Raw genomic sequence first — 17,083 nt, 5'->3', positions numbered from 1 at the left:
ACCTCCGATCGGCGCAGGTGGGAACAGTCCACTACGGGCCGACACGGTAATCAGACAAGTCCTAATCACACATAGGACAAGTCTTATTCGTCCAGAGCCATCTGAATATCGATGCGTAAAATCTCCATGACCTCAAGCAGCAGCGGCCATTGACGGCCCAGCGCCTGCTCCTGGCGCTCCTTGACCAGCACCTCCAGCTCGATACAGGCCTTGGCCAGGGGCAAGGCGTCGATCAGGCAGCACACACCCTTGAGCCGGTGCAAGGTGCCTCTCAGGCGCTCCCAATCCAGCACCGCCAAAGCCTCTTCCAGCGCTTGCTGCTCTTGGGCAAGGTTGCGCAACAGCTCCTGCAACATGCGCTGCAACACGTGTTCGTCGGCCTGGGTCATGCCGCGCAAGGTCTGGATGTTGAAGGATGGCGACGGCAGGAAACGGGCCAGAGACTGGGCCAACTGATCCAGGGTCACCGGCTTGACCAGCAACTGATCCATGCCGGCGCGCTCACAACGCTCGCGCTCGTCTTCGAACGCGTTGGCCGTGCAACCGATCACCGGGCAGGGCGAACGCCCTTCCTGCGCCTCGATCTGGCGGATGGCCTCGGTCAGGGCGTAGCCACTCATGCCCGGCATGTTGCAATCGGTCATCAGCACATCAAAGGTCCCGGAGCGCCAGCGCTGCAACGCCTCACGGGCGTTGTCACAGGCCACGACCCGATGCCCGAGAAACATCAGCTGCTGGCTCAGGACCATGCGGTTTGCGCTCAAGTCATCCACCACCAGCACTTCGATGCTGCGGCTCGGCGGACGCTCGGCAGGCGGCGAGACTTGCGGATCGAGATCCTCGCTGACCCGCTCCAGATACAGCTCGATGACAACAACGGTTCCGGCTCCTGGCTCACTCAGCAGGTGAATGCGCCCGCCCATCAACTCGATCAACTGCCGGCAGATGCTCAGACCCAGCCCGGTGCCGCCATAGGTTGAAGAGGTCATGGCATCGGCCTGGACAAAGGGCGTGAATATCCTCGCTTGCTGCTCGGCACTGATTCCCGGGCCGGTATCCGCGACGCTGATACGCAGACACGGGATACCGGACTCATCCGGCTGGCGCTCCACCGTCACCCGCACTTCACCTTCAGCGGTGAACTTCAAGGCGTTGCTCAACAGGTTGTGCAGCACCTGGCGCAAGCGCAACGGATCAAAGAGATAACGCCCCCGGGCTTCCTCGTGGAAGACCAGTTGCAAATGCACGCCCTGGTTGCGCGCAGTCACCTCGAAGAGCTGCCGGACGCTGTCGAAAAAGGGCTTGAGGGCGGTGACCTGCGGCACCAGCTGCATATGGCCGGCCTCGATCTTGGCCAGATCAAGGCTGTCCCCCATCAGGCTGATCAACTCCTGGGCAGACTGATAAGCCACCCGCAGAGCCTCGGAAAAAGGCGCGCCACGCACCCTGGCCTGCTCTTTCTCCAGTTCCAGCAAGCCAACGATGGCGGTCATCGGCGTGCGGATCTCATGACTCATGGTGGAGAGAAAAGCACTCTTGGCGGCATTGGCCTGGTCGGCGGACTGACGCGCTTGTACCAACTGGTTCTCCAGACGCTTGCGCTCGGTGATATCGATCCAGCCACCCAGCAAGCCCTGCAGACGGCCCTCGGCACTGTAGAACGGCACCGTCCATTGATAGGCGTGGATCGATCCGTTGCGCGTCTGCACCTGGCGGTCGGCGAATACCGACTCCTCGGACGCCAGCAACTGCATGATCTCGCCATGCAACTGGCGCGCGGTGGCTGCAGGCAGCAGATCCAGCTCTGTCAGTTGTCGCCCCCGAATCTGTTCCAGGCTCGTCCCCAACTGCTGTTCATAACTCTTGTTGCAGGTGATCAGGCGCCCTTGCAGATCACGGACAAAGATCGGGTTGGGAATGCCGTCAAGCAGGGCCCGCATGAACACCAACTGATCGTTGAGCCGTTGCTCGGCTTGCAATCGCTGCTGAATCTGCAGCTTGAGCCGACTGCTCCAGGCCAGGGAAATCAGACCGAACAGCAGCGCGGTGGAAATGGCCCAGTACACCCAGGTCGGCACCCGCTGCCAGACCGGCATCGGCACCGGCGTGGCCCCCAGCCACTTGAGACGGATGGCGCTAAGCTCCGCCACGGGCAGCGCCTCCAGCGACTTGTTGAGGATACTCAGCAGCTCGGGTTGATCCTTGCGCACGGAAAACTCGTCGGCCGACCAGGTACCTTCGACGCTGCGTCCCACCCGCAATCCATCGTCAGCGGGCCCCAACCCCAGCGCCTGGACCTGGACCTCGTTCTGAATGGTGGCCATGGCTTCACCACTGCTGACCAGGGCCCGGGCTTGCTCATAGCTGTCGACACTGCGCAGCCGAATATCGGGATAGTAGCGCCGGATGTAGCTCTCAAGGGTGTGCCGCGCCGGCAACACCAGCACCTCACCGGCCATCTGCTCCAGACTGCTCAGGCGGCGATCCTCGGGACGCACGACAAAGACCCAGGCGGCACCACCGAAGGCATGGGAGAAATTCAGGAACAACCGCCGGTCCTCACTGGCCGTGAGGGTAGAAGTCATCTGCGCCTGCCCACTCTCCAGCCACTCAAGGGTCTGTGCTGTGGAAAGGCTCTCCTTGTGCACAAAATGCAGGCCGGTCATGCGCGAGATACGGTTGAGCAGGTCGATGTTCAGACCGGCCCAGCGCCCCTCCTTGTCCTTGAACACATGAGGCGGGTACTGCTGGGACGCCACCATCACGTGGGGATGCTGAAGAATCCAGGCCTGCTCCTCGGCACTGAGCTCGATCCGCTCACCGGAGATATTCGCCCCCAGGCCGGTGGTCCAGCGCGCCTGTATTTCCCGCTGCAGGGATTCGTCAATGCTCTGCAGTGCCTGCTCCAGCAGGCCTGCCAGCAGGGCGTTGTCATCACGGGTGGCAAAAGCGAAGCCCGTCGGCGGCAAACGGCTTTCATCCTGAATCCGCACCGCCAGGTAAGGGCGCAGGGCCTTGTAGGCACGCACGATGATCTCATTGCCGATGAAGGCGTCGGCGTCGCCCTGGTTCAATGCCTCCAGGCCGCTGTAAAGATTGGGCGAGAGCATGATCTGACTGTTCGGATACGCCGCATGCACCTGTTCGGCGTTGGCATAACCGTCCAACAACACCAGTTTCTTGCCGGCCAGATCATCACTGGGGCTCGACCCGTCGCGGCGCACCACCACCACCGCCCTGTCGGGCATGTAGTCGCTGGTGAAGCGCAGCCCCGAAAGGCCGCGCTCATAGCCATTGGCGCTGGTCAGCACATCGATGGTGCCGTTACGCAGCGCTTCGACCGCCTGCTCGCGCTCGGAAAACCCCAGGACTTCCATTGTCACGTCCAATCGCTCGCCCACCAGACCGAGGTAATCGGCGCTGATGCCCTGATAGCGATTGCGGTCACGGGTGATGTCGATGGGCTGGTAGTCATCAATGGCGATCCCCACTCTCAGGCGCGGATGCCTCGCCAACCATTGCTGTTCGGCAGGCGCCAAGGCCAGAGGCTGCAGATCGGCGAACGCCGGCACCAGCTTGAAGGGCAGGTTCTTCGCCGTGCCGGCCAGCGCGACACCCCAGAGCACGGCCCAGGCCAGCAGGCCCGCCACTAGCAGGCCCAGGACGCGCCCTACCCTGTACGTTTGACGAAGCATCATCCGGGCCTCCCTGCCCCTGGCGGGCCAAGCTTGCGCATGAAAAAACAAAGCCCGTCAGGAGACGGGCTTCGTGGACGACAAGACCAAGGGATCAGAGTGGCTTGCCACGATTGCCGTGCTGGCTGACAAAAGCCTGCACCGCTTTCAGGTCATTGGCCAGGACCGTGCAGCGTTCTTCGCGCTGGAACAGGTCGGACAAGTGCGCCGGCAGTTCCAGAGCCTTGCCGACACCGGCCTTCTCCACCGCGTCGGGGAACTTGACCGGGTGCGCAGTGCCCAGGATCACCATCGGTGTATCCAGGCTGCGACGGCACTCACGGGCGGCCTTGACGCCAATCGCGGTATGCGGGTCGAGCACCTCGCCGGTCTGTTCGAAGACTTCGGCGATGGTCTCGCAGGTCTGCTCGTCGTTCACCGCCAGGGAGTCGAACAGCTTGCGCGCTTCGCTCCAGCGATCCTCTTCGACGCTGAAACCGCCGCCTTGCTTGAAGCTCTCCATCAACCCCGCCAGCGCCGCGCCATTGCGACCGTGCAGGTCGAACAGCAGGCGCTCGAAGTTCGACGAGACCATGATGTCCATGGACGGCGACAGGGTCGCGTGCAGGGTTTCCTTGACGTACTGATTGCCGCTCATGAAACGGTGCAGGATGTCGTTGCGGTTGGTGGCGACGATCAGCTGGCTGATGGGCAGGCCCATGTTGCGTGCCAGGTAGCCGGCGAAGATGTCACCGAAGTTACCGGTGGGCACCGAGAACGCGATGGAGCGCGCCGGGCCGCCCAACTGCAGGGCCGCGTGGAAGTAGTAGACGATCTGGGCCATGATCCGCGCCCAGTTGATCGAGTTCACCGCCACCAGACGGGTGCCCTTGAGGAAGCCCTGGTCGGCGAAGCTGGCCTTGACCATTTCCTGGCAGTCGTCGAAGTTGCCTTCAATGGCGATGTTGTGGATGTTCTCGCCGAGGATGGTGGTCATCTGCCGGCGCTGCACTTCCGAGACACGGTTGTGCGGATGCAGGATGAAGATGTCGACGTTGTCGCAACGCTTGCAGCCTTCAATGGCCGCCGAACCGGTGTCACCGGAGGTGGCGCCGATGATCACCACGCGCTCGCCGCGCTTCTCCAGCACGTAGTCCAGCAGGCGACCCAGCAGTTGCAGGGCGAAGTCCTTGAACGCCAGGGTCGGGCCGTGGAACAGCTCCAGCACCCACTCATTGCCGTTCAGCTGACGCAGCGGGGCAATGGCGTTGTGAGAGAAGGCCGCGTAGGTTTCTTCCAGGATCTTCTTGAAGTCGGCATCCGGAATGCTGCCGGTGACGAACGGGCGCATGACCCGGAACGCCAGCTCGTGATACGGCAGGCCGGCCCAGGAAGCGATTTCTTCCTGGGTAAAGCGCGGCAGGTTCTCCGGCACATAGAGACCGCCATCACTGGCCAGACCGGCCAGCAGCACATCTTCGAAATTCAGGGCCGGTGCCTGGCCACGAGTACTGATATAGCGCATGGGGACAAACCTTCGGTTTGAGCCTCAAGCCGCAAGCTTCAAGCCTCAAGTCAAAGCACATCAGCTTCTGACTTGGCGCTTGCCGCTCGCCACTTGCGGCTGCTTCATTAATTCAAATGTTCGACGCGGATACGGACCACCGGGCCGACGACACCCTGCAGGGCCTCCAGCGCGGTAATCGCATCGTTGATGTGCTGCTCCAGAACGCGGTGGGTCAGCAGGATCATCGGCACCAGGCCATCCTGTTCTTCCACTTCCTTCTGCATGATCGATTCGATGTTGATGCCGCGCTCGGAAAGAATGCTCGCCACCTGGGCCAGTACGCCCGGGTGATCCTTGGCCTGGATGCGCAGGTAGTAGGCGCTTTCGCAGGACTCGATCGGCAGGATCGGGTGGTCGGACAGGGAATCAGGCTGGAAGGCCAGGTGCGGCACGCGGTTTTCCGGATCGCTGGTCATGGCGCGAACCACGTCCACCAGATCGGCCACCACCGACGAAGCGGTCGGCTCCATGCCGGCGCCAGCGCCGTAGAACAGGGTCGAACCGGCAGCGTCGCCATTGACCATCACCGCGTTCATCACGCCGTTGACGTTGGCGATCAGGCGGTCGGCCGGGATCAGGGTCGGGTGCACCCGCAGCTCGATGCCGGCCTCGGTGCGGCGCGCCACACCCAGGTGCTTGATGCGGTAGCCCAGGGCTTCGGCGTAGTTCACGTCAGCCGTGGTCAGCTTGGTGATGCCTTCGGTGTAGGCCTTGTCGAACTGCAGCGGGATACCAAAGGCGATGGACGCCAGGATGGTCAGCTTGTGCGCGGCGTCGATGCCTTCAACGTCGAAGGTCGGATCGGCTTCGGCATAACCCAGGGCCTGGGCTTCAGCCAGCACGTCTTCGAAGGTACGGCCCTTCTCGCGCATTTCCGAGAGGATGAAGTTGCCGGTGCCGTTGATGATCCCCGCCAGCCAGTTGATGCGGTTGGCCGAGAGCCCTTCGCGGATCGCCTTGATCACCGGAATGCCACCGGCCACGGCGGCTTCGAAGGCCACGATCACGCCCTTCTCCTGGGCCTTGGCGAAAATCTCGTTACCGTGGACGGCAATCAGCGCCTTGTTCGCGGTAACCACATGCTTGCCATTCTCGATGGCCTTGAGCACCAACTCACGGGCCACGGTATAGCCGCCCACCAGCTCGATAACGATATCGATTTCAGGGTTGGTGGCCACGGCGAAGACATCGTTGGTAATCGCAATACCGGTCGTCTGGAACTGAGGCTTTGGCGTACGGGTAGCAATTTGCGCTACTTCGATTCCACGCCCGGCACGGCGGGCAATCTCCTCGGCGTTGCGCTGAAGTACGTTTAGGGTACCGCCACCGACAGTACCCAGCCCACAGATGCCTACTTTGACCGGATTCACTCTGAACTCCCCATAAAACGGCCGACTCAAGGCCGGCCGTGGAAAACAGCCGCAAACAGCACGGCTCTCTATTAATGCCCCTTCGGTTGCAACCGGAGGAGCATGATCGTCAAAGGCTAGCGTGACGATGCAGGATTATTTCGCACCCAGGGCCAGTTTGGCGATCTGCGGTGCCGGCTGGTAGCCGGGAATGACTTGGCCATCAGCCAGGACGATGGCCGGCGTGCCATTGACGCCGATCGACTGACCCAGGGCGAATTGCTTGGACACCGGGTTATCGCACTTGGCGGCCTTGATTTCCTTGCCGTCGACCATCTTGTCCATGGCGGCTTTCTTGTCCGCCGAACACCAGACTGCCTGCAGCTGTTCGTCACCCGGCGAACCCAGGCCCTGACGCGGGAACGCTACATAGCGCACTTCCACACCCTGCTTGTTCAGTGCCGGTATTTCCGCGTGCAGCTTGTGGCAGTACGGGCAGGTGGTGTCGGTAAATACGGTGATGTGGGTCTTGGTCTCGCCGATGGCCGGATAGACCACAGTTTCTGCGACCGGAATGCCGTTGATCAACTTGGAAATGCCCAGGCGCTCGGTTTTTTCCGTCAGGTTCACCGGTTTGCCGTCCTTGAGCTGGAACAGATAGCCCTGGACCACGAACTGGCCATCGGCGCTGGCATAAAGCACGCGACTGCCCTTGAGCTTGACCTCGTACAGCCCGGCCAGAGGACTGGCGGTGATGCTCTCCACCGGCACTTCGAGCTGCAGCGTCTCGAGGCTCTTGCGGATGGCTTTCTCGGCACTGTCATCGGCCACGGCGAAGGTGCTGAGCAACGCCAGGGAGGCGGCGGCAAAAATCTGGGTCAAACGCATGGGAACTCCTGAAGGCGGGCAAATGGGCAACTGGGAGCGGTCGCAATGGCAACGGCCCGCAAACACCCGTTTTGCAAACCGACAAAGCCTACCACATCTGTTTGCCGGCACCGACTACGGGCGACGCAAAGCGCCACCCGGGAGCCAAATCAACCCCGCGGGTGATGCTTGGCGTGCAGATCCTGGAGGCGGGCACGCGCCACATGGGTATAAATCTGGGTGGTGGACAGATCACTGTGGCCCAGCAACATCTGCACCACTCGCAGATCGGCCCCGTGATTGAGCAAGTGCGTGGCGAAGGCGTGGCGCAGGGTGTGAGGCGACAGCGCCTTGCCGATCCCGGCGACCTTGGCCTGATGCTTGATCCGGTGCCAGAAGGTCTGCCGCGTCATCTGCTCGCCACGCAAGCTGGGAAACAGTACATCGCTGGGCCGCCCGCCCAGCAGCTCGGCCCGGGCATCACGCATGTAGCGCTCGACCCAGACAATCGATTCCTCGCCCATAGGCACCAGGCGCTCCTTGCTGCCCTTGCCCATGACCCGCAACACGCCCTGGCGCAGGTTGACCTGTTCCAGGGTCAGGCTGATCAGCTCAGTCACCCGCAGGCCGCAGGCGTAGAGCACCTCCAGCATGGCGCGATCGCGCTGGCCGATGGCCTCGCTCAAGTCCGGTGCCGCCAGCAACGCCTCGACATCGGCCTCCGACAGGGACTTGGGCAGCGGGCGCCCCAGTTGCGGCATATCGATCTGCAAAGTTGGATCGATCTCGATCAGTTTTTCTCTCAGCAAATAGCGATAGAAGCCCCGCACCCCCGAGAGGAATCTGGCCGTGGAACGGGGCTTGTAGGCTTGCTCCACGCGCCAGGCCAAATGATCGAGGATCAGCTCGCGTCCGGCCTGCGGCAACTCCACCCCCTGCTCCTGCAGCCAGCCGTTGAACAGCGCCAGGTCACTGCGATAGGCATGGCGGGTGTTGTCGGACAGGCCTTTCTCCAGCCACAGGGCATCGAGAAAACGGTCGATCAGGGGGTGGTCGATGGCGGGCATAAAGACTCGAAAGGCACGGCCCAGGGGCCACGCGTAAAAAAATAGTGAACTGCGCAGAGGGTCGCTAGTCTTTCATAGCCAGCCATTTCAAGGAACAGGGTGCATTGATGAGCGAACAACAGATTCTGCTGGCCTTCGGCGGCATCGGCGCGGCAGCACTGGGCTGCCAATGGCTGGCCTGGAGGCTGAAACTGCCAGCCATTCTGTTCCTGCTGCTGAGCGGCATTCTTGCCGGTCCCGTGCTGGGCTGGCTCGATCCCCAGGAGATGTTCGGCCCGCTGCTGATGCCCCTGGTGTCCCTGGCGGTGGCGCTGATCCTGTTCGAGGGCAGCCTGACCCTGCATCTCTCGGAATGGCGTGAAATCGGCAGCGTGGTGCGCCGCATGGTGACCATCGGCGCGCTCTCCACCTGGGCGGTGATCACCCTGGCCACCCATTGGCTGCTGGGCTTCGACTGGATGCTGGCCCTGCTGTTCGGCACCTTGACGCTGGTCACTGGGCCGACGGTGATCGTGCCCATGTTGCGAGTGGTACGACCCAAGGCCTCGATCGCCAATATCCTGCGCTGGGAGGGCATCGTCATCGACCCTATCGGCGCCCTGCTGGCGGTGGTGGTCTACAGCTTCATCATTGCCAGCGCCGCCGGCGAGGGCCTGAGCCACAGCCTGCTGACCTTTGGCGGAGTGATTCTGTGCGGCAGCCTGTTCGGCATCGCCGGCGGCTGGGTCCTGGGCACCATCATGCGTCGCCAGTGGCTACCGGAGTACCTGCACAACCTGGCGACCCTGGCCGCAGTCCTGGGAATCTTCATCGCGTCCAACCAGGTGATGCACGAATCCGGGCTGCTGGCGGTGACGCTGATGGGCATGTGGATGGCCAACATGAAGGGCGTGGACGTAAGACACATCCTGCACTTCAAGGAAAACCTCAGCGTGTTGCTGATCTCCGGACTGTTCATCCTGCTGGCAGCGCGCCTGGACCTCAAGGCACTGATCGCCCTGGGGCCGCTGGTGCTGATCCTGCTGCTGGTGATCCAGTTCATCGCTCGCCCGCTGAATGTGCTGCTGTCCACTGCCGGCTCCAGCCTCAACTGGCGTGAACGCGCCTTGCTGGCCTGGATTGCGCCACGGGGGATTGTTGCGGCAGCGGTGTCGGCCATCTTCGCCATCCGCCTGGATGAAGCCGGTCACGAGGGGGCTTTGCTGCTGGTGCCACTGACCTTTGCCGTGATCATCGGCACCGTGGTCCTGCAAAGCGCTACTGCCCGGCCCTTGGCGCGCCTGCTCAAAGTCGCGGAGCCCGCTCCCAGCGGCTTCCTGATTGTCGGCGCCAATGGCCCGGCACGCACCATTGGCAAGGCCTTGCAGCAGCTGGGCAGCCGAGTGCTGCTGACCGACTCCAGTTGGGAGAATATCCGTGCAGCACGCATGGAAGGCCTGCCCACCTATTTCGGCAACCCGGCCTCGCAGCACGCCGACGCGCATCTGGATCTGGTGGGATTGGGGCATTTGCTGGCGCTCTCACCTTCAGGCGAACTCAATACCCTGGCAGCCATGCGCTTTCGACACGACTTTGGCCATCAGCGCCTTTTTGCCCTGGCCAACAGTCAGGAGAGCCGACGCACCGACAAGCACCGCGCCAGCCACGAACATCGCGGCCAGCTACTGGGCAGCGAGGCCCTGACCTACACCAAGCTGGCCAGCCTGCTGGGCCAAGGCGCAGAGCTGTACAGCACGCACCTGACCGAAGCCTTTGGCTGGAACGACTACCAGACTTTGCACGGCGAACGCGCAACCCTGCTGTTCGCCCGCGACAGCAACGGCTGGGTGCATGTAATCACCCCGGAAAGCGGCCTCAAGCCGACGGCTGGCTGGACCCTGCTGGCACTGATCCAACCCGAGTCTCTCTAGGAAGCGGGTTTGCCGGCGAAGGGGCCCGCAGGAACGCCTTCGCCGGCAAACCGGCTCCTACGCTGCGAATCCCGGAAGCACCGGCACCGGACGTTTGTCGTCATCGATGGCGACAAAACTGAACAGACCATGAATGGCCTTTTCCCGTCCGTCGCAACTCATGCTCTCGACAAACACCTCTACCTCAACCTTGAGGCTGGTGTTGCCCACCTTCACCACCCGCCCTACCAGCTCGACAATAGAACCAGCGGCAATCGGATGATTGAAGTCGATACGGTCGGTGGACACTGTCACCAGTGGCAACCGGCAAAAGCGCGTGGCGGCGATAAACGACACTTCGTCCATCCAGGCCAGGGCGGTACCGCCGAACAGGGTGTTGTGATGATTGGTGGTGGACGGGAATACCGCCTTGGTCACACGGGTCACCGAGAGTTCGGTACGACGCTGGATTTCTTGCTCACGAAGGGTCATCGGACTACTGCCTGAATGGATAGATCCGCGCAGGGGCACGCTGCGGGCATGGAACGCCGATGAGCGCTGCAAGGCAGCGACCAAAGGCTTGATGGGAATAATCGGGGGCTGCCTGCCTGTGGATAACAACAGGCCAGGAACGCCGGGAGGGTGTGACGCACCCTGGGCGTTCCGTGCAGGCTGCACGGCGCGGGCGATCACACTTTATTGGGTCGGTGAGTATATCGCCGCCCGGCAGGGGCCGAAAGAACCCGGCAGGGGTCAGAGGTCACGATCGGCGATAAAAAATGCGATCATCCGCGCCCCCAACAAGGAGAACCGCCGTCATGGATGCCCTTTCCGCGCCTTCGCTCGTCGAGCACCTGCAGCAACGCCTGAGCGCCGCGACAACGGATCATCCGAGTTTCATTGGCGCGCCCATCGATATCAGCCCACTGACACCCGCTCAATTGGGCAGCTTGTGGCCGGCTATCCGCCGAGCACTGCGCACCCCTGAAAACCCGGCTGCGCAGCAGATGGCGAACTCAATTGTGCAGCAGGCCGCACAGCTGGAACTGTGCCCACAACTCGATCAGACCACCCTGCTGGAGGTGCTGCGCACTTGCCTGAGCGGGCAGGAGGCGGTGGAGCAACTTGCCTATCACAGCGGCAAACCGAGCAGTGCAGTGAGCCGCGAGTTACATAGAATCCTCGGCGAACCCTCGATACGCTGGGCTGCGGACTACCACCAGACGTACGTATTGGCACAATGGCTGGATGCACAAGCCCAGGCAGCCCTGCACCGTTGCGTGGAACAACACTACGCCGATGCGCCCTACGTCCGGCAGGAGTTCGAACTGCTTGAACAACTGGAACCGCAATCCCGACTGGCCCTTGCCAGCAGCGAGTACTGGACCGGTCATCACTCACTGAGCAGCGACCCCGCAACGACGCTGGCCGACGATGCTGCCTACGTCGAGTTCTCCCAGCAGATCCTCAACACCGCCGCCCAGCGCCTGGAAGATATTCACAGCGGCGCCACCCCCTATGTGGCCGATGGTGCCTTCAGCACCCATGACACGCCAGTAATCGCCCGTGCCGCCCGGATCGCCCTGCGGCGCGATGCGCCCTGGCTACCGCCACTGATGGACACTTTGCTGACCAAGGCTTGCGTCGCCCCAACCCAGGCCAAAACCGCGCCGTCGCAATCCCTGGCCATTGCCCTGGGTCATTGCATCGAACAGATACCAACGCCGGAAAGCGTGCAAACGCTGCGCAGCGCCCTGAGCCTGGTGCGACATGCCGGCCTGCAGAAAAAACTCACGCGCAATCTCAAACCCGCCGAGCGCGGGCTGGCCCAACGCCCCGAGATTGCCCTGCGCCTTGCCCCAGTCAGTGCTCCCGGAAAAGCCCAGCACGCGCTTCTGGCCAGTTGCCTGGAGTCAGGACTGTGGCAACACTTCGAGCTGTCTTTGAGCGACTGGCGAAGGCAACTGGTGGATTCTGCCGTGGGCGCGCCCTTTGCCCACTCGTTGATATGGGTGGCTCACAACGACTGTGGCCAACGCTGCAGTTTCCTATTGACCCAAAACGCGCAAGCTCTTGACGTGCGGGGTCAGCCGCTGTCCCTGGACGCCGGATGCCGGATTTCGCTGTGGCACCCCCTGTCGAGCGACGAAGCAGAGCGCCAAGCCTGGCAAGCCGTGATCACCGAGCGCCAGATCAGGCAACCACTGCGCCAGGTATTTCGCGAGCACTACCAGGCGCCTGAGCATGAGCTGGAAAGCCCCTCCTACCAAGCCTTCGCCGGGTACAGCCTATCCATTCGCCCATTGATCGGCCTGGCACGCCGCGAGGGCTGGAAGATCGACAGAGACGGTAGCCTGAGCCGGAACCTGAGCGACATCCGAGTGACTCTGAATGTCGACGTGCCACTCTATCCCGGCTTACAGGGGCACTGCTTGTCCGGCGCCACGTGCTTCGCTCGTCGCACCGAGAAACACTGGCAGCCTGTGCTGCTGAAAAATGTGCCGGTGCAGGTCTTTTCAGAGGCTTGCCGAGCCATCGATCTGTTGGTCAGCATCAGCGCTTTCGCCGTTGAAGAACTGACGCAGACCGCCGCTGGCATTCCTCTTCCCCAGGCCTCGCCAGGCAAGCGCGAAGAGCGCCTGAATCGACTGGCCGGGCACAATCTCACGCAAATGACATTGATGCGCCAACAGGTGCTGAATACCGCCTTTGCGACGCACATCAAGGCAGGAAAGCTGAGTATGGATGAGCGCCATGTGCGGGTCGGTGACTACGCCGTGCACCTGGTGACCGGGCGCGTGTCACGCGATGGAGCCGCGGTGGACCTGCCACTGGCGGCACAAAGTGGCAAATTGGCCGCCCTGCCCTGGCTGCCTTATGACGAGGTACTGCTGGAACGGATCGCCAACACGGTCTGCGCCCTGCTGAACCGCTCCGGGCATTAAATGACAGGCAACAAAAAAGCAGCCCGTAGGCTGCTTTTTTCTGCATCGGAAGCTGGACTTAAACCAGTTTTTCCTTGATGCGAGCTGCTTTACCCGACAGGTCGCGCAGGTAGTACAGCTTGGCTTTACGCACATCACCGCGACGCTTGACAGCCATGCTGTCGATCTGCGGGCTGTAGGTCTGGAAAGTACGCTCTACGCCAACACCGTTGGAGATTTTACGTACGGTGAACGCGCTGTTCACACCGCGGTTGCGCTTGGCGATAACTACGCCTTCGAACGCCTGCAGACGGGAACGATCGCCTTCCTTCACTTTCACCTGAACGACAATGGTGTCGCCCGGGGCAAAGGCTGGGATCTCTTTGGTCATCTGCTCTGCTTCGAGTGCAAGGATGATTTTGTTGGTCATGCTGTGCTCCTAAGGTAAATCGTCGGATCTACCATCGATACGTTGTTAACTATCGTCCCGCTCGCGGAGATATTCCTCGAGCAGCTTCTTCTCTTCTCCAGAAAGCGAGCGGCTTTCCAGAAGATCGGCGCGTCGTTCATAGGTCCGACCAAGGGACTGCTGTAAACGCCAACGCCGGATGTGTGCGTGGTTGCCACTTAGCAACACGTCGGGAACACGCTGATCCGCATACACCTCCGGTCGGGTGTAGTGCGGGCAATCCAGCAGACCGTCCGTGAAGGAATCTTCCTCCGCGGAATCCACATGCCCTAAAGCTCCGGGCAGCAGTCGCGTAACCGCATCAATCAGGACCATCGCCGGCAGCTCGCCACCGGAGAGTACATAGTCGCCAATCGACCACTCTTCATCGACATGAGCTTCAATAAACCGCTCGTCAATGCCTTCATAACGACCAGCAATCAGGATCAATGCATCCTCATTCGCCAACTCGCGTACCGCCGACTGATTCAGTTGACGGCCTTGGGGCGACAGGTAGATCACCTTCGCACCCTCCCCGGCTGCGTTTCTGGCCTGAACCAGTGCATCCTCCAGGGGCTTGATCTTCATCACCATGCCAGGGCCACCGCCAAACGGGCGATCGTCCACAGTGTGATGTCGATCCGTGGTGTAGTCTCGCGGATTCCAACAAGTGAGCTGCAAGAGCCCCTGTTTCACCGCGCGGCTGGTTATGCCGTATTCGCTGATGGCGGAAAACATCTCGGGAAACAAACTGATCACTTCTACGCGCAAGTTAGCCACGCTTAGAAGTCCGCATCCCATTCCACCTTCATCTCGCCCGCTGCCAGATCGACGGCCAACACGCATTGCTCGGTATAGGGCAACAAGCGTTCGCGATCATCCAGGCTGCCAGCGCAAGGCTTGACCACCATTACATCGTTCGAGCCGGTCTCCAGCAGGTGATCGATCTGCCCGAGCAGTTGCCCGAGGGTGTCGATGACCTTGAGACCTTGCAGCTGGTACCAGTAGTACTCGCCGTCGGTCAGTTCAGGGAACAGGTTGCGCGGCACGCAGATCTCGTAACCGGCCAGAAGACGAGCTTCTTCGCGATCATCAAGACCCTTGAGCTTTGCGACCAGGAACTTGTCGTTCCCGCGTCCGCTGACCAGCTCAACCTGTTTCACACTACCTTCGCGCTTGAGCGTCCAGGTTTTGTAGTCCAACAGGTTTTTAATCGGATCAGTAAAGGAAAAGACCTTCACTTCGCCGCGAACGCCATGAACAGAGTAGATTTTGCCGATAACGATCAAATCATCAGCAGGAGCTGGCGTCGCGTTCATAGGGTTCAGGCTGCAGCCTTAGCCGATTCCTTCAGCAACTGAGCAACACGCTCAGAAGGCTGTGCACCAACGCTCAGCCAGTAGGCTACGCGCTCTTGGTTCACGGACAGGCGGACTTCTTGACCACGAGCGATCGGGTTGAAGAAGCCAACTTGTTCTTTGTGCGAACCGTCGCGTGGGTTACGGCTGTCGGTCACGGTCAAGTGGTAAAACGGGCGCTTTTTGGAGCCGCCAAGGGCAAGACGGATTGTTAGCATGTGAACATCGTTCCTGTAGTCGGTGCTGCAAATCTAAATGCACAGCGGGCATGGGTGCCCGAAAGGCCGCATATTCTAAGGAATATCCGGACTTTTGCAAATGACTTTTTCCGGCGCCTATCGGCTGCCACTCAGATTTGCTATGGAGCCGCCGCAAGCGGCAGCGAGTGAGCGCGCCCCAATCGAGGGTTTGCTCGAGATTCCACGTCCCCGTGGAATAGCGCCGACATGACTGCCGGCGCGGATTCTTCACATTTTCGGCATACCGCCGCCGGGCAACATGCCGCCCATGCCGCGCATCATCTTGGCCATCCCGCCCTTGGCGGAGAACTTCTTCATCATCTTCTGCATCTGCTTGTGCTGCTTGATCAAGCGGCCGATGTCCTGCACCTGGGTACCGGAACCCATGGCGATCCGACGCTTGCGCGAACCGCTGATCAGCTCAGGGTCGCGGCGCTCGGCCGGGGTCATGGAGTTGATGATGGCTTCCATCTGCTTGAACTGCTTTTCAGCGGCATTCTGTGCGTTGCCCATCTGCGCCAGATTGACGCCACCGATGTTCGGCAGCTTGTCCATCAGGCCGCCCAGACCGCCCATGTTCTTCATTTGTTGCAGCTGATCGCGGAAGTCTTCGAGGTCGAAGCCTTTGCCCTTCTTCAGCTTCTTGGCCAGTTTGTCGGCCTTTTCCTTGTCGAGGGTCTGCTCGGCCTGCTCGATCAGGCTGAGCACGTCGCCCATGCCAAGAATCCGCGAAGCGATACGTTCAGGGTGGAATGGCTCCAGCGCCTCGGTCTTCTCGCCCATACCGATGAACTTGATCGGCTTGCCAGTGATGGCCCGCACCGACAGTGCGGCACCGCCACGGGCGTCACCATCGACCTTGGTCAGGATCACCCCGGTCAGCGGCAGCGCGTCACCAAAGGCCTTGGCGGTGTTGGCGGCGTCCTGACCGGTCATGGCGTCGACCACGAACAGGGTTTCCACCGGCTTGATCGCCGCATGCAGCGCCTGGATCTCGTCCATCATCTCGCTGTCGACGTGCAGGCGACCGGCGGTGTCGACGATCACCACGTCGATGAACTTGAGCTTCGCTTCCTTTATGGCTGCTTCGGCGATGGCCACCGGCTTCTGGCTCAGGTCCGACGGGAAGAAGGTCACGCCGATGTCGTTGGCCAGGGTCTCCAGCTGCTTGATCGCCGCCGGGCGGTAGACGTCGGCGGACACCACCATCACGCTCTTTTTCTTGCGCTCTTTAAGGAAGCGCGCAAGTTTGCCGGCGGTGGTGGTCTTGCCCGCACCTTGCAGACCGGCCATCAGCACCACGGCTGGCGGCACGGCGCTGAGGTTGAGGTCTTCGTTGGCCGCGCCCATCAGGCTTTCCAGCTCGGCCTGGACGATTTTCACAAAGGCCTGGCCCGGGGTCAGGCTGCGGGACACTTCGGTGCCGACCGCACGCTCCTTCACCGAGTTGACGAAGTCCTTGACCACCGGCAACGCAACGTCGGCTTCGAGCAGCGCCATGCGCACTTCGCGCAGGGTGTCTTTGATGTTGTCCTCGGTCAGCTTGGCCTTGCCGGTGACATGGCGCAGCGTCTGCGAGAGACGGTCGGTTAGGTTTTCAAACATGCTCGATCCTTTCAGGCCCAAGGTAGACCGGGGTAATGGCGGCCCAGAGCGGAATAAACAAGTGCTCGATGAGCCTGCGGCGTGGGCAGGTCGCGG

13 protein-coding genes are annotated in these 17,083 nt (G+C 61.5%); 2 read left to right on the top strand and 11 right to left on the bottom strand.

Features of this window, described 5'->3' with window-relative positions; translation table 11 throughout:
- Positions 1-83: 83 nt before the first annotated feature.
- From DWF74_RS21485 to xerD, 5 genes are all read right to left on the bottom strand, one after another.
- Positions 84-3,698, bottom strand: a complete 3,615-nt coding sequence (locus tag DWF74_RS21485) for an ATP-binding protein (RefSeq protein WP_115581672.1) — start codon at positions 3,696-3,698, stop codon at positions 84-86.
- A 91-nt stretch (positions 3,699-3,789) separates the two neighbouring features.
- Positions 3,790-5,199, bottom strand: coding sequence for a threonine synthase (gene thrC / locus DWF74_RS21480; protein ID WP_115581671.1), 1,410 nt, complete (start codon positions 5,197-5,199; stop codon positions 3,790-3,792).
- 107 nt (positions 5,200-5,306) lie between these two features.
- Positions 5,307-6,611 carry a homoserine dehydrogenase gene (locus DWF74_RS21475; protein ID WP_060842565.1) on the bottom strand — a complete coding sequence of 435 codons (1,305 nt, stop codon included), beginning with the start codon at positions 6,609-6,611 and terminating at the stop codon, positions 5,307-5,309.
- Between the two features lie 135 nt (positions 6,612-6,746).
- Entirely contained in the window at positions 6,747-7,478 is a 732-nt protein-coding gene (locus DWF74_RS21470; protein WP_102861304.1) for a thioredoxin fold domain-containing protein, read from the bottom strand.
- Between the two features lie 149 nt (positions 7,479-7,627).
- A complete protein-coding gene (gene xerD / locus DWF74_RS21465; RefSeq protein WP_102861303.1) occupies positions 7,628-8,524 on the bottom strand; it encodes a site-specific tyrosine recombinase XerD in 897 nt (298 codons plus the stop codon).
- 107 nt (positions 8,525-8,631) lie between these two features.
- On the opposite strand from xerD, the gene DWF74_RS21460 reads away from it, so the two are divergent.
- Entirely contained in the window at positions 8,632-10,434 is a 1,803-nt protein-coding gene (locus tag DWF74_RS21460; RefSeq protein WP_115581670.1) for a cation:proton antiporter, read from the top strand.
- A 57-nt stretch (positions 10,435-10,491) separates the two neighbouring features.
- Here the strand turns inward: DWF74_RS21460 and DWF74_RS21455 are convergent, their stop codons facing one another.
- A complete protein-coding gene (locus DWF74_RS21455) occupies positions 10,492-10,905 on the bottom strand; it encodes an acyl-CoA thioesterase (RefSeq protein ID WP_102861301.1) in 414 nt (137 codons plus the stop codon).
- Between the two features lie 326 nt (positions 10,906-11,231).
- Between DWF74_RS21455 and DWF74_RS21450 the strand changes: the two genes are divergently transcribed.
- Positions 11,232-13,358 carry a DUF4132 domain-containing protein gene (locus DWF74_RS21450; RefSeq protein ID WP_115581669.1) on the top strand — a complete coding sequence of 709 codons (2,127 nt, stop codon included), beginning with the start codon at positions 11,232-11,234 and terminating at the stop codon, positions 13,356-13,358.
- 58 nt (positions 13,359-13,416) lie between these two features.
- Here the strand turns inward: DWF74_RS21450 and rplS are convergent, their stop codons facing one another.
- The 5 genes from rplS to ffh form a co-directional block, all read right to left on the bottom strand.
- On the bottom strand, positions 13,417-13,767 hold the full coding sequence (rplS, locus tag DWF74_RS21445) for a 50S ribosomal protein L19 (RefSeq protein WP_007927677.1): 351 nt from the start codon (positions 13,765-13,767) through the stop codon (positions 13,417-13,419).
- 45 nt (positions 13,768-13,812) lie between these two features.
- Positions 13,813-14,586 carry a tRNA (guanosine(37)-N1)-methyltransferase TrmD gene (gene trmD, locus DWF74_RS21440; protein WP_170001093.1) on the bottom strand — a complete coding sequence of 258 codons (774 nt, stop codon included), beginning with the start codon at positions 14,584-14,586 and terminating at the stop codon, positions 13,813-13,815.
- The gene (rimM, locus tag DWF74_RS21435) at positions 14,568-15,104 is read right to left on the bottom strand and encodes a ribosome maturation factor RimM (protein WP_102861299.1); all 537 of its coding nucleotides are present in this window, start codon (positions 15,102-15,104) and stop codon (positions 14,568-14,570) included. The genes trmD and rimM overlap by 19 nt, the downstream gene beginning before the upstream one ends.
- Before the next feature lie 5 nt (positions 15,105-15,109).
- A complete protein-coding gene (rpsP, locus tag DWF74_RS21430; RefSeq protein WP_007927680.1) occupies positions 15,110-15,361 on the bottom strand; it encodes a 30S ribosomal protein S16 in 252 nt (83 codons plus the stop codon).
- A 249-nt stretch (positions 15,362-15,610) separates the two neighbouring features.
- On the bottom strand, positions 15,611-16,987 hold the full coding sequence (gene ffh / locus DWF74_RS21425; RefSeq protein ID WP_102861298.1) for a signal recognition particle protein: 1,377 nt from the start codon (positions 16,985-16,987) through the stop codon (positions 15,611-15,613).
- Between the last annotated feature and the right edge of the window lie 96 nt (positions 16,988-17,083).

The organism is Pseudomonas protegens (genome assembly GCF_003363755.1).
Classification (GTDB): domain Bacteria; phylum Pseudomonadota; class Gammaproteobacteria; order Pseudomonadales; family Pseudomonadaceae; genus Aquipseudomonas; species Aquipseudomonas danubii.
This window is presented reverse-complemented; position numbering and strand designations above follow the sequence as displayed.

What these genes read in the sequence shown, in the direction of transcription:
- trmD (WP_170001093.1), bottom strand. Translation starts at nt 14,586, where the DNA reads ATGGGATGCGGACTTCTAAGCGTGGCTAACTTGCGCGTAGAAGTGATC.
- DWF74_RS21450 (WP_115581669.1), top strand. Translation starts at nt 11,232, where the DNA reads ATGGATGCCCTTTCCGCGCCTTCGCTCGTCGAGCACCTGCAGCAACGC.
- ffh (WP_102861298.1), bottom strand. Translation starts at nt 16,987, where the DNA reads ATGTTTGAAAACCTAACCGACCGTCTCTCGCAGACGCTGCGCCATGTC.
- rimM (WP_102861299.1), bottom strand. Translation starts at nt 15,104, where the DNA reads ATGAACGCGACGCCAGCTCCTGCTGATGATTTGATCGTTATCGGCAAA.
- DWF74_RS21485 (WP_115581672.1), bottom strand. Translation starts at nt 3,698, where the DNA reads ATGATGCTTCGTCAAACGTACAGGGTAGGGCGCGTCCTGGGCCTGCTA.
- xerD (WP_102861303.1), bottom strand. Translation starts at nt 8,524, where the DNA reads ATGCCCGCCATCGACCACCCCCTGATCGACCGTTTTCTCGATGCCCTG.
- DWF74_RS21470 (WP_102861304.1), bottom strand. Translation starts at nt 7,478, where the DNA reads ATGCGTTTGACCCAGATTTTTGCCGCCGCCTCCCTGGCGTTGCTCAGC.
- rpsP (WP_007927680.1), bottom strand. Translation starts at nt 15,361, where the DNA reads ATGCTAACAATCCGTCTTGCCCTTGGCGGCTCCAAAAAGCGCCCGTTT.
- thrC (WP_115581671.1), bottom strand. Translation starts at nt 5,199, where the DNA reads ATGCGCTATATCAGTACTCGTGGCCAGGCACCGGCCCTGAATTTCGAA.
- rplS (WP_007927677.1), bottom strand. Translation starts at nt 13,767, where the DNA reads ATGACCAACAAAATCATCCTTGCACTCGAAGCAGAGCAGATGACCAAA.
- DWF74_RS21455 (WP_102861301.1), bottom strand. Translation starts at nt 10,905, where the DNA reads ATGACCCTTCGTGAGCAAGAAATCCAGCGTCGTACCGAACTCTCGGTG.
- DWF74_RS21460 (WP_115581670.1), top strand. Translation starts at nt 8,632, where the DNA reads ATGAGCGAACAACAGATTCTGCTGGCCTTCGGCGGCATCGGCGCGGCA.